General features: G+C 66.6%; 11 protein-coding genes. 4 read left to right on the forward strand and 7 right to left on the reverse strand.

Going from position 1 to position 12496, the window contains the following annotated elements:
• Positions 1 to 16: 16 nt before the first annotated feature.
• A complete protein-coding gene (locus ACCD06_RS02515; protein ID WP_199232058.1) occupies positions 17 to 355 on the reverse strand; it encodes a carboxymuconolactone decarboxylase family protein in 339 nt (112 codons plus the stop codon).
• Between the two features lie 316 nt (positions 356 to 671).
• Here ACCD06_RS02515 and ACCD06_RS02520 point away from each other — a divergent pair, with 316 nt between their 5' ends.
• Together ACCD06_RS02520 and ACCD06_RS02525 are read left to right on the forward strand one after the other, a co-directional pair.
• Entirely contained in the window at positions 672 to 1625 is a 954-nt protein-coding gene (locus tag ACCD06_RS02520) for a GlxA family transcriptional regulator (RefSeq protein ID WP_413338543.1), read from the forward strand.
• A 175-nt stretch (positions 1626 to 1800) separates the two neighbouring features.
• Positions 1801 to 2559 (forward strand): SDR family oxidoreductase, encoded by a 759-nt coding sequence (locus tag ACCD06_RS02525; RefSeq protein ID WP_136703289.1) that lies wholly within the window; start codon positions 1801 to 1803, stop codon positions 2557 to 2559.
• A gap of 65 nt (positions 2560 to 2624) precedes the next feature.
• Here ACCD06_RS02525 and ACCD06_RS02530 read toward each other — a convergent pair whose 3' ends face one another.
• From ACCD06_RS02530 to ACCD06_RS02540, 3 genes are all read right to left on the reverse strand, one after another.
• The gene (locus tag ACCD06_RS02530; RefSeq protein WP_413338545.1) at positions 2625 to 3833 is read right to left on the reverse strand and encodes an MFS transporter; all 1209 of its coding nucleotides are present in this window, start codon (positions 3831 to 3833) and stop codon (positions 2625 to 2627) included.
• A 178-nt stretch (positions 3834 to 4011) separates the two neighbouring features.
• Complete coding sequence (locus ACCD06_RS02535; protein WP_413338547.1) at positions 4012 to 6291, reverse strand: molybdopterin cofactor-binding domain-containing protein; 2280 nt, start codon at positions 6289 to 6291, stop codon at positions 4012 to 4014.
• A 14-nt stretch (positions 6292 to 6305) separates the two neighbouring features.
• The gene (locus ACCD06_RS02540) at positions 6306 to 6752 is read right to left on the reverse strand and encodes a (2Fe-2S)-binding protein (protein ID WP_109050787.1); all 447 of its coding nucleotides are present in this window, start codon (positions 6750 to 6752) and stop codon (positions 6306 to 6308) included.
• 251 nt (positions 6753 to 7003) lie between these two features.
• Here ACCD06_RS02540 and ACCD06_RS02545 point away from each other — a divergent pair, with 251 nt between their 5' ends.
• The gene (locus ACCD06_RS02545) at positions 7004 to 8233 is read left to right on the forward strand and encodes a sensor histidine kinase (protein ID WP_413338549.1); all 1230 of its coding nucleotides are present in this window, start codon (positions 7004 to 7006) and stop codon (positions 8231 to 8233) included.
• Here the strand turns inward: ACCD06_RS02545 and ACCD06_RS02550 are convergent.
• The 3 genes from ACCD06_RS02550 to ACCD06_RS02560 all read right to left on the reverse strand — a co-directional run bounded on the left by ACCD06_RS02550 (position 8215) and on the right by ACCD06_RS02560 (position 10422).
• The gene (locus ACCD06_RS02550) at positions 8215 to 9045 is read right to left on the reverse strand and encodes a response regulator transcription factor (protein ID WP_413338551.1); all 831 of its coding nucleotides are present in this window, start codon (positions 9043 to 9045) and stop codon (positions 8215 to 8217) included. The genes ACCD06_RS02545 and ACCD06_RS02550 overlap by 19 nt on opposite strands.
• Positions 9042 to 9422, reverse strand: a complete 381-nt coding sequence (locus ACCD06_RS02555; RefSeq protein ID WP_413338553.1) for a response regulator transcription factor — start codon at positions 9420 to 9422, stop codon at positions 9042 to 9044. The genes ACCD06_RS02550 and ACCD06_RS02555 overlap by 4 nt, the downstream gene beginning before the upstream one ends.
• Positions 9423 to 9570: 148 nt before the next feature.
• Positions 9571 to 10422, reverse strand: coding sequence for an alpha/beta fold hydrolase (locus ACCD06_RS02560; protein WP_413339407.1), 852 nt, complete (start codon positions 10420 to 10422; stop codon positions 9571 to 9573).
• Positions 10423 to 10935: 513 nt separating this feature from the next.
• On the opposite strand from ACCD06_RS02560, the gene ACCD06_RS02565 reads away from it, so the two are divergent.
• Entirely contained in the window at positions 10936 to 12255 is a 1320-nt protein-coding gene (locus ACCD06_RS02565) for an MFS transporter (RefSeq protein ID WP_413338555.1), read from the forward strand.
• The last annotated feature ends 241 nt before the right edge of the window (positions 12256 to 12496 follow it).

Raw genomic sequence — 12496 nt, forward strand, 5'->3', positions numbered from 1 at the left:
CTCCGCCGCCATTGGTTCAGCCGTGCGCGGCGTAGGCGTCCATCACGCGGGTGGAATAAACCAGCGCCGCCCCGGCGTTCAGCGCGACGGCGACGCCCAGCGCCTCGGCGATCTCCTCCTGGGTGGCGCCGTGTTTGATCGCCGCTTCGGTATGGACGGCGATACAGCCGTCGCAGCGGATGCTGACGGCGACCGCCAGCGCGATCAGTTCCCGCACCTTGGCACCCAGGAGGTCCTTCTTCTGGCCGGCGGCGCTAAGCCCGGCATAGCCCTTCACCGTGTCGGGGCTGAGCTTGGCGATCTCGCCGACGCCGGTGAGGACCTGCTGACGGTATTCGTTCCAGTTGAGCATCATGGTCGTATCTCCTCGTGGGTTCCGGTCCCGCTGCCGCAGGTGCCGGTTGGTGGGGCCACGCTACGTCCCGGTGCAGGCGCGATATAGAAGGATGCGCCCGTCTTTGGGACGCCGTTCCGGGCGCCTTACCCGGCCCTGCCGATCGCCGCGGCCTCTTCGCCAACGAATGCAGCTAGGATGTCCGGAATCGTGGCATCTTTGACATTTCAGCCAACAGGGAGCCCGCATAGTCTGAGCATCGGCACCGCATCCACAGGCTTGCGGTTTGAGGGCGAGACAAGGTTGAAGAGTTGAGGCTGGAGAGGCAGGGCGGAACATGCTCACCATCGGTTTCGTGGTGTTCGACGATTTCCAGGTGATGGGAATGGCTGCGCTTTCGGCGTTCGAGATGGCGAATCTCGTGCTTGGCCGGCCGGCCTATCAGGTCCATGTCCTGTCGGAACAGGGCGGACCGGTGCGCAACTCGCTGGGATTTGCCGTTGAAACCCGGCCCTTCGGAGAGGGCTTTTTCGACACGACCGTCACCATCGGCTCGCTGCGGGTCAAGCCGTCCACCCCCGGCCTGCTGGCCTACCTGCGCGAGGCGGCATGCACGTCGCGTCGGGTCGCCGGCATCTGCACCGGGGCTTATGTGCTGGCGGAGGCCGGGCTTCTCGACGGACGCCGCGCAACCACCCATTGGAGCCATGCCCGCACGCTCCAGCGCCTCTACCCCAATGTGAAGGTGGAGGAGGACCGCATCTTCAGCGTCGACGGCAATGTCTGGACTTCTGCCGGGATGACCGCCGGCCTCGACCTTGCCATGGCGCTGGTCGAGGACGACTTCGGCGCCGAGGTCGCCAAGGTGGTGGCGCGCAAGCTGGTGGTTTATCTGCGGCGGCCCGGCGGGCAGTCGCAATTCTCCGCCCTGCTGGAGCTGGAGCCGCGCTCCGACCGCGTGCGGCGGGCATTGGTCCATGCCAAGGAAAACCTGAGGAACGAGTTGTCGGTGGAGGAGCTGGCGGAGGAGGCGAACCTCAGCCCGCGCCAGTTCAGCCGCCTGTTCCGCCAGGAAACCGGCCAGACGCCGGCCAAGGCGGTGGAGCATCTGCGGCTGGAGGCGGCGCGCGTCATGATGGAGGAGGGCCGCCATTCGATGGACGTCATCGCCCGCGAAACCGGTTTCGCCGACCGCGAGCGCATGCGCCGCGCCTTCCTGCGCGCTTACGGCCAGCCGCCGCAGGTGATCCGCCGGTCGGTGGAGAGCGGGCGCCTGTCGGCGGTGGAGTAGCCGGCGTTCGGGCGGCAATCCCCAGGCTTGCCCGTTAATACCTAGATATGGCTCCCGCAATACTGCGGGTGCGGTAGATTTTCACATCACCAGAGACCGCGTTTTCGCGGGGAATATTTCAGTTCCCCCAACGCTTTCGCTCGTTCAACCTTCTCGCAAGGACGGATATTCAGCCATGCAGCTCACCGGTAACACGATCTTCATCACCGGCTCCACCTCCGGCATCGGCCGCGGGCTGGCCGAGGCGTTCCACAAGCTGGGCAATCAGGTCATCATCGCCGGACGGCGCAAGGCCCTGCTGGATCAGGTGACCGCTGCGAACCCCGGGATGAAGGGCATTGAACTGGACATCACCGACCCGATCAGCATCCAGGCCGCGGCTGAGCGTCTGATCGCCGAGAACCCGACGCTGAACGTCCTGATCAACAACGCGGGCATCATGCCGTTCGACGACGCCTCCGGCCCGATCGACGATGCGCGGGCCCAGTCGATCGTCACCACCAACCTGCTCGGTCCCATCCGCATGACGTCGGCCCTGATCGAGCATCTGAAGGCGCAGCCGCGGTCGGTGATCGTCAACAACACCTCCGTGCTCGCCTACACCCCGCTGGCCAACACGGCGGTCTATTCGGCCAGCAAGGCCGCGCTGCACAGCTACACGCTGTCCCAGCGCTTCATGCTGCGCAACACCAGCGTCACCGTGCAGGAAATCGCGCCGCCCTGGGTCAACACCGACCTGATCAAGAAGGGCGACGATCCGCGCGCCATGCCGCTGGACGCCTTCATCGAACAGACGATGGCGGCGCTTGCGACGGACGCGGAGGAGGCAATCGTCGAGAGCGCCCGCCCGATGCGCGACAACGCCGGCCCGAACGAGCATGCGCTGGTCATGGGCTTCAACAGCTACATCGCCGAAAACCCCATTCCGGTCTGATCGGGTACCAAGCAAAGAAGGGCCGCCGAGCTTTCGTTCGGCGGCCCTTTCCTATTGCGATGATTTCATTCAGCGGGAGCGTCGGCCAACCGGGGAGCCTTGGACGGGGCGAATTCCAGCAGGCAGGCCAGCGCGACGCATAGCGCGCCGACCCAGCCGAGTTCCCGAACGCTGGCGACGCTCAGCACCAGCGAGCCCAGCGCCGCTCCCACCGAAAAGCCGAAATAGTGGAAGGAGGCGTTGATCGAGAGAATGATCGGCGCGTGCTTCGGCCCGGTGATGCCGATCAGCCGGGCCTGCTGGCCGGGATAAAAGGCCCAGGCGGAAAAGCCCCAGAGCATGATGGCGACGAAGGCGGGGATCAGTGCCAGGGCCGGCGGCAGCAACTCCGCCGTCAGCGACAGGCTCGCCAACGCCAGCACGACCAGCGGCAGGGTCAGGGCGACGATGCGCGCACCGCCCAGCCGGTCGGTCAATCTCCCGCCCACCGCCAGCCCGATGAAGGCCGACAGCCCCCAGGCGAACAGGGCAAAGCCGACCGCCGCCCCTTCCAGCCCGGTCACCCGATGCAGGTAAGAGGCGATGTAGGGATAGACGGTGAAGGGCCCCATCGCCCACAGGGTGGTGACCGCCAGCGGCCGGCGCACCGCCGGGTTCGCCAGTGCCCCCAGCCGTTCGCGCAGCCCGACCACCGGGGCGGCGGAGCCGATGGCCCGCGGCAGCCCGACCGACAGCCCGGCAGCTGCCACGACCGAAAGAACGGCGACGCCGCCGAAGGTCATGCGCCAGCCCAGCGTGTGGCCGACGACCGCGCCCAGCGGCACGCCAAACACGATGGCGAGGCTGAGGCCGCTCGTCACGATGGACAGGGCGCGGCCGCGCTCCGACGGCGGCACCAGCATGCCGGCCAGTGCGTTGGCGTTGGGCACGAACAGCCCCGCCGCCATGGCGAGCAGGACACGCGCCGCCATCAGCCCGCCATAGCTGCCGGCGACCGCCGCGACGATGTTGGCGACGACGAAGGCCAGCATGGTGGCGATCAGCAGAAGGCGGCGGCTGACCGCTCCGGTCAGGACGGTCAGCAGCGGCGAACTGGCGGCATAGGTCAGCGCGAAGACGGACACCAGCTGACCCGCCGCCTGTTCGCTGACCGACAGGTCGGCGGCGATGTCCGGCAGGATCGCCGCGATCATGAAGCTCTCGGTCCCGACGGCGAAGGACCCGAGCGCCAGCCAATAGAGCGGCGCCCTGGACTGAAGGGGTGTGATGGCCATGGGGAATTCCTGTGCGGAGCCAGCCCGGGCGATGCCAGCCATGGGGCCTCTGCGCCCCGTCGGCAGACCGGCGGCGAAAAATGACGGATACATGGAGTTTAAGACGGGGCAGCGGTGGCGTGAATGTCGCGGAAACCTCGTTTCCGGACATTCACGCCACACGGGGAGGCTCTTGGCCTCAGACCCCGATCTTGTTCTTCGCCAGCGGCAGGCTGCGGATGCGCTGGCCGGTCAGCGCCGCCACCGCATTGACCACCGCCGGCGGAACGCCGGGCAGGCCCGGTTCGCCGACGCCGCCCATCGGAGCGCCGCTCTCCACGATCTCCACATGCACGGCGGGCATGGAGCGGCGGGACAGGATCGGGTAATCGTCGAAATTGTGCGACTGGCGGACGCCGTCCTTATAGACGAGCTCCTCGAACAGCGTGGCCGACAGGCCGAGCGCCACTGCGGATTCGATCTGCGACTTCACGATGGCCGGATTGACGATGCTGCCGGGATCGAAGGCGACCCAGACATTGTGGACCTGCGTCTCGCCGCCCTGGACCGACACCTCGGCGATGGTTGCCGTCTCCGACCCGAAGGGGGAGGCCATCGAGACGCCGCGGGCACGGCGCACGCCGTCCACCTCGTAGGGGCCGCGCTTCCAGCCGCCGGACATCGCCGCGACGGTTCCCAGCAGCTTGGCATGGCGCGGCTTGTTCTTCAGCAGCTCCATCCGCAGGGCGAAGGGGTCCTGGCCGCCGGCGTCGGCGATCTCGTCCAGGAAGCCTTCATAGAAGAAATCGTTCATCGAATGGCCGACGGAGCGCCAGAAGGCGATGGTCACGGGATGGGGGAATTTGACGTACTCCATCCGCCGGTTGGGGATGGCGTAGGGCTTCTCCGTGATGCCTTCAACCGCCGAGCTGTCGACCGGGTCCTTGAACACCGCGCCGAACCAGCGGCCGAGCGGCCCCTCGCCGACCGTGCGCGCCTGGATCGCGGTGGGACGCCCATCCTTCCCGATGGCTGCGCGGAAGCGGCTGAAGCTGAGCGGGCGGAGGGCGTCCATGCGGAACTCCTCCTCGCGCGACCACAATACCTTGACCGGGCGGCCGGTGGCCTTCGCCAGCTGGATCGCCTGGAGGAAGGGGTTGGCACTGCCATAGAGGAAATGCCGGCCGAAGAAGCCGCCCAGCATCGGCGAATGCAGGATGACCTTGTCCGGCGCCAGCCCGGCGGCCTGGGCCGCCACCGACTGGAACAGCTCCGGCATCTGGTTGGGCGCCCACAGCTCCAGCGTGCCGTCCGGGTTGAAGCGCGCAATGGAGGAGGGCGGCTCCAGCTGGCCGTGGGCCAGATAGGGAGCGTCATACTCTGCCTCAATCACCTTGGCGGCGGCGGCGAAGGCCGCGGCCACGTCGCCTTCGGCTTCTGCCGGAAGCCCTGCTTCGGTGGAGGATTTCAGCGCGGCCAGCAGCCCGTCCGATGCATAGTCGGCAGCCACCGTTTCGAGCCCGGACGCGGCCGGAGCCGACCAGCTCACCGACAGCGCCTCCACCGCCTTGCGGGCGCGCCACCAGCTGTCGGCAGCGACCGCCACCGCACTGGGCAACGTGTGGACGGAATGGACGCCGGGCATCGCCGCCACCGCCGTCTCGTTGGCGACCGACCGGACGGTCGTGCCCTGGTTCGGCGCATGCTGGACCGCGGCATAGAGCATGCCCTCCAGCTTCTGATCGATGGCGTAGACGGCCTTGCCGGTCGATTTCGCCCGCACGTCGAGCCGCGCCACCGGCTGGCGGATGTAGCGGAAGCTGGCCGGGTCGCGCAGGGCCACATCGTCGCGCGGCGGCAGGGCAAGCGCCACGGCAGTCAGTTCGCCATAGGACAGCCGCTTGCCGCTCACCGCATGGATGACGAAGCCGTCGTCCGTCTTCAGGCTCTCCGGCTTGACCTTCAGCTTGGCCGCGGCGGCGCGGATCATCATGTCGCGGGCGGTGGCGCCCAGCCGGCGCATCAGCGGGTAGCTGGACCGGGTGGAGAAGCTGCCGCCGGTCATCCGCAGGCCGTTGATGACAGCGTAGTCCGGACCCGGCGGGGCGCATTCGACGGTGAAGCGGCTGGGGTTGACGTCCAGCTCCTCGCCGACGATCTGCGCCAGCCCGGTGTTGATGCCCTGGCCACCCTCCACGAAGGGGCTGAGCAGGGTGACGGCATTGTCCTTGCCGATGACCAGAAAGGCCGGGATGCGGGTGCCCGGCTTGACCGCGGCGGCGGCGGTTTGTGCCCGCACCGGCACCGACGGCAGCAGGGCGCCCAACACCAGCGCGCTGGCGCCGAAGCCGAGGAAGGCGCGGCGCGACAGGTTGGAGACGCCCTCCGCCTTCATCAGCGGAACGGCGGACTGCGCCTCGATCTGGAGTTCGAGGGGGTCTTTGAGTTTGATCGGGGCTGCGGTGAGCAGGCGGTCCATGATGCGTGCTCCTCTCAGCCGGCGGCTTGGCGGATGGCGGCGGCGATGCGGTTGTAGGTTCCGCAGCGGCACAGGTTGGTCATCGCGTCGGCGATGTCGCCGTCGCTCGGGTTGGGTGTCTGCTTCAGCAGGGCGGTCGCCGCCATCACCTGTCCCGACTGGCAATAGCCGCATTGCGGCACCTGTCCGGCGACCCAAGCCTCCACCACCTTGCGGCCGACCGGGTCCTCCTCGATGGCGTCGATGGTGCGGATATCGGCGTTGCCGACGCTGTCCACCGGCACCTGGCAGGACCGGGTGGCGGTGCCGTCGATCATCACGGTGCAGGCGCCGCATTGCGCGATGCCGCAGCCATATTTCGTCCCGGTCAGCCCCAGCGTGTCGCGAAGGACCCAAAGCAGCGGCGTGTCGTCCTCGACCGCCACCTGATAGGCGCGGCCATTGACATGGAGGGTGGTCATGGCGGTCTCCGTGGAGGAGTTGGTTCGGGGGATTCTGCTGCGGCCTATTCTTGCCCGCCGGCTGCCGGTCTCGTATCCATCCCTAGGTATTAAGGGCGACGAACTGTTCGAACGCTAAATGACCGGAAACTGCCCGAGGCCGCCAATCGGGACAAATTTGCGGTCTTCCCAAGAGTTCCCTATAGATGGCCGAGGATGGGCGACCGCGGCAGGCCATTGACGTGTACGGTAACGGGGAAAGGTTGCGAGCGATGGACCTTCGGCATACCGACCTTTTCGAGATCTCGCCCATCTCGATCCTGTGCGAAGACTGGTCGGGGGTGAAGCGTGCCGTCGACGAGGTGATCGCCGGCGGGGTGACGGATTTTGACCGTTTCCTGGAGGACAACCCGCAGTTCTTCTTCGACGTGCGGCGGTTCCACCGTATCCTCGACGTAAACCGCTCCGCGCTTGATTTGCTGGGTTTCCGGGACAAGCAGACTTTCCTGCGGGAATCGCGGGTGAGATTGCCGGCCAGTCCGGCTAGCAACGCCCAGGTGTTCAAGGCGATGGTGCGCGGCGAGACGGTTTGCCAGGGCGAACGCGTCCTGCACACCAAGGACGGGCGCGTCGTTCCCATCTTGTGGCGGGCGAGCCTGCCGCCGGGACCGGCCGATCCGCAGGCTTACAGCCGCCTCTATTTCTTCGCCGTCGACGTGAGTGAACTGAAGCGTGTGCAGGAGGCGCTGATGGCGGCCCAGGCCGACCTCAGCCATGCCGGGCGCCTGTCGCTGGTGGGGGAACTGGCGGCGTCGCTGACGCACGAGGTATCGCAGCCGCTGGTTTCCATCGCCAGCCATGCCGCGGCGGCGACGCGCTGGCTGTCGCGCGAGACGCCGAATCTGGGCGAGGTGGCCACCAGCCTGAACCGCATCACCGCCAGCACCCAGCATGCCGTGCGGATCATCGGCAAGATGCGCTCCTTTGCGCGGCGCGGCGAACTCGTCACCGAAGCGATGAAGCCGTACGACTGTATCGCCGATGCGGTCACGCTGGTGGAGCATGAAGCCTATCGCCAGAGGACGAGGATCTCCGTCGATGTCCCGCCTGATCTGCCGGCCATCGTCGGCGACCGCACGCAAATCCAGCAGGTGATCGTCAACATCGCCTACAACGCGATCCAGGCCATGCAGGCGGCGAAGTCACCGGAGCGCCGCATCGCCATCGCCGCCGCGGCGGACGGGCCGCAATCCGTGACCTTCACCATCGCCGACAGCGGCCCCGGCATTCCGGACGATGTGCTGCCGCGGATCTTCGAACCCTTCTTCTCCACCAAGCAGGAGGGGATGGGGCTGGGCCTGTCGATCTGCAAGACGATCGTGGAGGAGCATGGCGGCCGGCTGTGGGCGGCCACCAACAGCCGGCAAGGTGCCGCCCTGTCCTTCTCGCTGCCGGTGGTGTCGACCGCGGGGGAGGCGGTGGCTCAGCCGGCCGCGCTGTAGCCCGCGCTGTAGCGGGTGACCGTCCGTTCACGCACGCCCAGGATTTCGGCCATGCGGACGAGATCGGCCAGCGACTGTGCCTGCATCTTGCGCATCATGTTGCCGCGGTGGATCTTCACCGTGACCTCGCTCAGTTCCAGCTTCGCTGCGACCTGCTTGTTCATCAGCCCGGCGGTGACCAGGGCCATGACGTCGCGCTCGCGCGGGGTGAGCTTGGCGTAGAGTCCGCGCACCGTGTCGTCCTGGCCGCGTTCGGTGCGGCGCCGGCTATCCAGGTCCACCGCCTCCGCGACGGCCTGCAGCAGGTCCGGTTCGGTGAAAGGTTTGGTCAGGAAGTTCACGGCGCCGGCCTTCATCCCGCGCACCGTCATCGGGATGTCGCCCTGGCCGGTCATCAGCACCACCGGCACGGCGATGGACCGGTCGTGCAGCGCCTGCTGGACCTCCAGCCCATCGGCACCGTCCAGATAGACGTCCAGCATCAGGCAGGCAGCGCTTGCGGCCTCGTCACACGCCAGAAACTCCTCCGCCGAGGCGAAGGCCATCACCTTGTAATCGACGGAGCGGAGCAGGCTTTCCACCGCACATCGCACGTCGGCATCGTCATCGATGATGCAGACCAGGGCGGGGGTGCCGCAGTCCACCATGGAACTCTCCACCATGGAACTCTCCGCCATGGAACTCTCCGTCATGCCCATCTGCCGCTCCCTCTGGCCGGCCCGTCCATCGTAGCCGGGGCGCTCTCCCGCGGCAAAGCCGGCGAAGTCGTATCCCCCGACGGTGGTGTCGCTGCGGTGTGGCTGGGCGGTCATGGGGCGCGGTCCCGTTCGGTCTTGAGGGCGTCTTCGATGAGGACGAGCAGCTTTTCCGGATCGAGCGGCTTGGTCAGAAAGGCGGTGGCCCTCTGCGCAAGCGAGCGGCTGCGGGCCGCAGGCGTGGCGAAGGCGGTCATCACGATGACGGGGTGGCTGCGGCCCTGCTGCAGCAACACCATCTGCAGGCTGAGCCCGTCCATACCGGTCAGGTTGAGATCGGTGATCAGGCAGTCTGCCTCGCCATCGTAGGCGATGAACTCCTCCGCCGAGGAGAAGGTGCGAACCTGCATTCCGACGGACCGCAGGAAGTTGTCCAAGCTCTCCCGGATGCTATCATCATCGTCGACGACACAGATGGTGGGAACACTCAGCACAACATCGCACTCCAGCCGCGGCCCGGCCCGTCAACAACCTCCGTTGCGGCCGACTCATTTCAACAGGTGGAGCAGGATGCGGCATTCATACCTGCGTATAGGTTGACCCCCGCAGCGCCGGGCGCGGCCCTGCGGGGGCGAAGCACCATCAGGCCTTGAAGAACGCCAGCAGGTCGGCATTGATGGTTTCCGCATGCGTGGTCGCCATGCCATGCGGGAAGCCCTTGTAGACCTTCAACGTGCCCTTCGGCAGCAGTTTGGACGACAGAAGGGCGGAATCGGTGATCGGCACGATCTGGTCGTCGTCGCCGTGCATCACCAGGACCGGGATGTCGATCTTTTTCAGATCCTCGGTGAAGTCGGTCTCCGAGAAGGCCTTGATGCAGTCGTAATGGGCCTTGGTGCCGCCCATCATCCCCTGCCGCCACCAGTTGTCGATGACTCCCTGGGAGACCTGGGCGCCGTCGCGGTTGAAGCCATAGAATGGGCCGGACGGGATTTCACGGAAGAACTGGGCGCGGTTGGCGGCCAGTGCCGTGCGGAACCCGTCGAACACCTCCAGGGGCAGGCCGCCGGGATTGGCCTCGGTCTTGACCATGATCGGCGGAACGGCGCCCAGCAGAGCCGCCTTTCCCGCCCGCGAGGTGCCGTGGCGGCCCAGATAGCGCGCGACCTCGCCGCCGCCGGTCGAATGGCCGACATGGAAGACGTTCTTCAACCCCAACCCGGCGACCACCGCCAGCACGTCGTCGGCGTAGGTGTCCATCTCGTTCCCGGTCGCCGTCTGGGTGGAGCGGCCATGGCCCCGCCGGTCATGGGCGACGACACGGTAGCCATGGTTCAGGACGAACAGCATCTGCGCGTCCCAGTCGTCGGCCGTCAGCGGCCAGCCATGGTGGAACATGACCGTCTGGGCGTCGCGCGGACCCCAATCCTTATAATAGATCGATGCGCCGTCCTTGGCGGTGACGAACCCGTCTTCGGTTTTGCCGTTGGTCATCGTCCGTTTTCCTTCCCTGTGATGGACAGAGCCGTTGCCGGCGGTCTGGCGTTCGGCCGCGACGGCGGTGGCTGGGGAGGCAGCCGTCGCAACGGCGGCCCCGGCGATCGCGGTGCCGACGGTGCCGACGGTGCCGACGATGAAGCTGCGGCGCGTGGCATCCGCCGCCGACGTGGAGTCTTCGGGTCGCATCGTTCAAGTCCTTTTGTCAGTGCGTCAACGGTTCGGCTGATCGGCGCCGCGGAACGCCGGCGCTTTCAATGGCTACCGGATTGAGGCACTTTTCAAAGCTATCCGTAGGTATTATCAATACTCACAGGGAAACAATCGGCGTGTTTATGGGAGTGGTGTTGAGCATTTTGTGTCTTGATTTGCGGTTCTGCTGAGAAAAGAGACGCAGTCCTCTCCATTCGATATCCCAAAATTGCCGGTCCTTCGTTTTGCAAATACTAATTGACCTGAATCTTATGAACGCCGTCGAGCGCTCCGGGCAGTGGAAGAGGGGGAAGGGTCATGGCATTGTCGAGTTTCCCCGGCGGCGGTCGGTCCGCGCCGTCGCCTCCCGCTACCATCCTGGCGCTGTCGATCGGCAATGCGGTGGAGCTTTATGACTTCACCATCTACAGCTTCTTCGCTCTTACCATCGGCAAGCTGTTCTTCCCGGTGCAATCGGCATTCGGCCCGCTCCTGCTGGCGCTGCTGACCTTCGGGGTCGGGTTCGTCGTTCGGCCGCTGGGCGGGATCATCATCGGCGCCTACGCCGACCGGGTCGGGCGCAAGCCGGCGCTGGTGCTGACCATCGCCCTGATGGCGCTGGGCACTCTGCTGATCGGGCTCTGCCCGACCTATGCGCAGATCGGTGCGGCAGCACCGGCCATCATCGCCATCGGCCGCATCCTGCAGGGCTTTTCAGCCGGCGGCGAGATCGGCGTGGCGACGACCATGCTGATGGAGTTGGGGCATCCCGGCGGCCGCGGATTGCGGGTCAGCTGGCAGATGGCCAGCCAGGGGGCGGCCGCCCTGCTGGGCGCGCTCAGCGGCTACCTGCTGTCGACCCACCTGTCGACCGACGCGCTGGAATCGTGGGGATGGCGCCTTCCCTTCCTGGCCGGACTGCTGATCGTTCCAGTCGGCCTTCATCTGCGCCGCCTGCTGCCGGAAACGGCGCGACACGATCCCGGCGGCAAGGCCGTCCTGGCGGAGTTGCTGTCCCATCATCGGGCGAAGCTGCTGATCGGCGTTCTGATGATCATGGGCGGCACCGCCTCCACCTACGTGAACATCTTCTATATGCCGACCTACCTGATTCGGGTGGTCGGGCTGCCGCCTCAGACCGCATTCCTGACGGGCTGCGCCGCCGGGGCGACCATGCTGGTGGTGGCTCCCCTGGCCGGGCTTCTGTCGGACCGCCTGGGCCGGCGCCGTCCTTTCGTCATCTTGACCGCGCTGACGAGCGCGATGCTGACCTATCCCGCCTTCTGGGTGCTGTCGCATGTCGCCAGCGTTCCCGCGGCGTTGGCGGTTGTCGCGCTGCTGATCGCCGTCAATGCGGTCGGAGCGGGGGCCTGCCTGCTTCTGCTGTTGGAGAGTTTCCCGTCCCGCGTGCGCGCCTCCGGCCTGTCGATCGTCTACAGTGTTGGCGTATCCGTTTTCGGCGGCTTCGCCCAATTCATCGTCACTTGGCTGATCAGCATCACGGGCGACCCCACTTCACCCGCCTGGTACGTCACGGCCTGTGCCTTGGCCACCGTCTGCGGCGCATCGAGACTGCGCGAAGAGCAACGGCCGCGGCAGTCCAGCATATCAGGTAAGCCGGAACTCTCCGCCGGGTGAGTCTCATTCGCAAGCGTTGTGATGGCGCTTGCGTTCGGTTCCTCAACGCAGAGACCGAGTACGGTAAAGCCCAAATCCTGCCCCCGCAACCAACGACACTTGACGCCCCGGTTCGAAAGAGCCGGGGCGTTCGTGCGTCTGGGCCTTGCAGCTGAGCGGCGCCCTTGCAGACCGCCAGCACGCCGGCCACTTCGCCGTGGAGGTTGGCGTCCAACCCCGCTTCGGCAGGGGAGGGCGTCAG

The sequence above is a fragment of the Azospirillum sp. CT11-132 genome (assembly GCF_047302835.1).
Lineage (GTDB): Bacteria > Pseudomonadota > Alphaproteobacteria > Azospirillales > Azospirillaceae > Azospirillum.

Bases quoted from the DNA above. Each gene is read 5' to 3' on its own strand.
- ACCD06_RS02515 (WP_199232058.1), bottom strand. From the start codon at position 355: ATGATGCTCAACTGGAACGAATACCGTCAGCAGGTCCTCACCGGCGTC.
- ACCD06_RS02520 (WP_413338543.1), top strand. From the start codon at position 672: ATGCTCACCATCGGTTTCGTGGTGTTCGACGATTTCCAGGTGATGGGA.
- ACCD06_RS02525 (WP_136703289.1), top strand. From the start codon at position 1,801: ATGCAGCTCACCGGTAACACGATCTTCATCACCGGCTCCACCTCCGGC.
- ACCD06_RS02530 (WP_413338545.1), bottom strand. From the start codon at position 3,833: ATGGCCATCACACCCCTTCAGTCCAGGGCGCCGCTCTATTGGCTGGCG.
- ACCD06_RS02535 (WP_413338547.1), bottom strand. From the start codon at position 6,291: ATGGACCGCCTGCTCACCGCAGCCCCGATCAAACTCAAAGACCCCCTC.
- ACCD06_RS02540 (WP_109050787.1), bottom strand. From the start codon at position 6,752: ATGACCACCCTCCATGTCAATGGCCGCGCCTATCAGGTGGCGGTCGAG.
- ACCD06_RS02545 (WP_413338549.1), top strand. From the start codon at position 7,004: ATGGACCTTCGGCATACCGACCTTTTCGAGATCTCGCCCATCTCGATC.
- ACCD06_RS02550 (WP_413338551.1), bottom strand. From the start codon at position 9,045: ATGACCGCCCAGCCACACCGCAGCGACACCACCGTCGGGGGATACGAC.
- ACCD06_RS02560 (WP_413339407.1), bottom strand. From the start codon at position 10,422: ATGACCAACGGCAAAACCGAAGACGGGTTCGTCACCGCCAAGGACGGC.
- ACCD06_RS02565 (WP_413338555.1), top strand. From the start codon at position 10,936: ATGGCATTGTCGAGTTTCCCCGGCGGCGGTCGGTCCGCGCCGTCGCCT.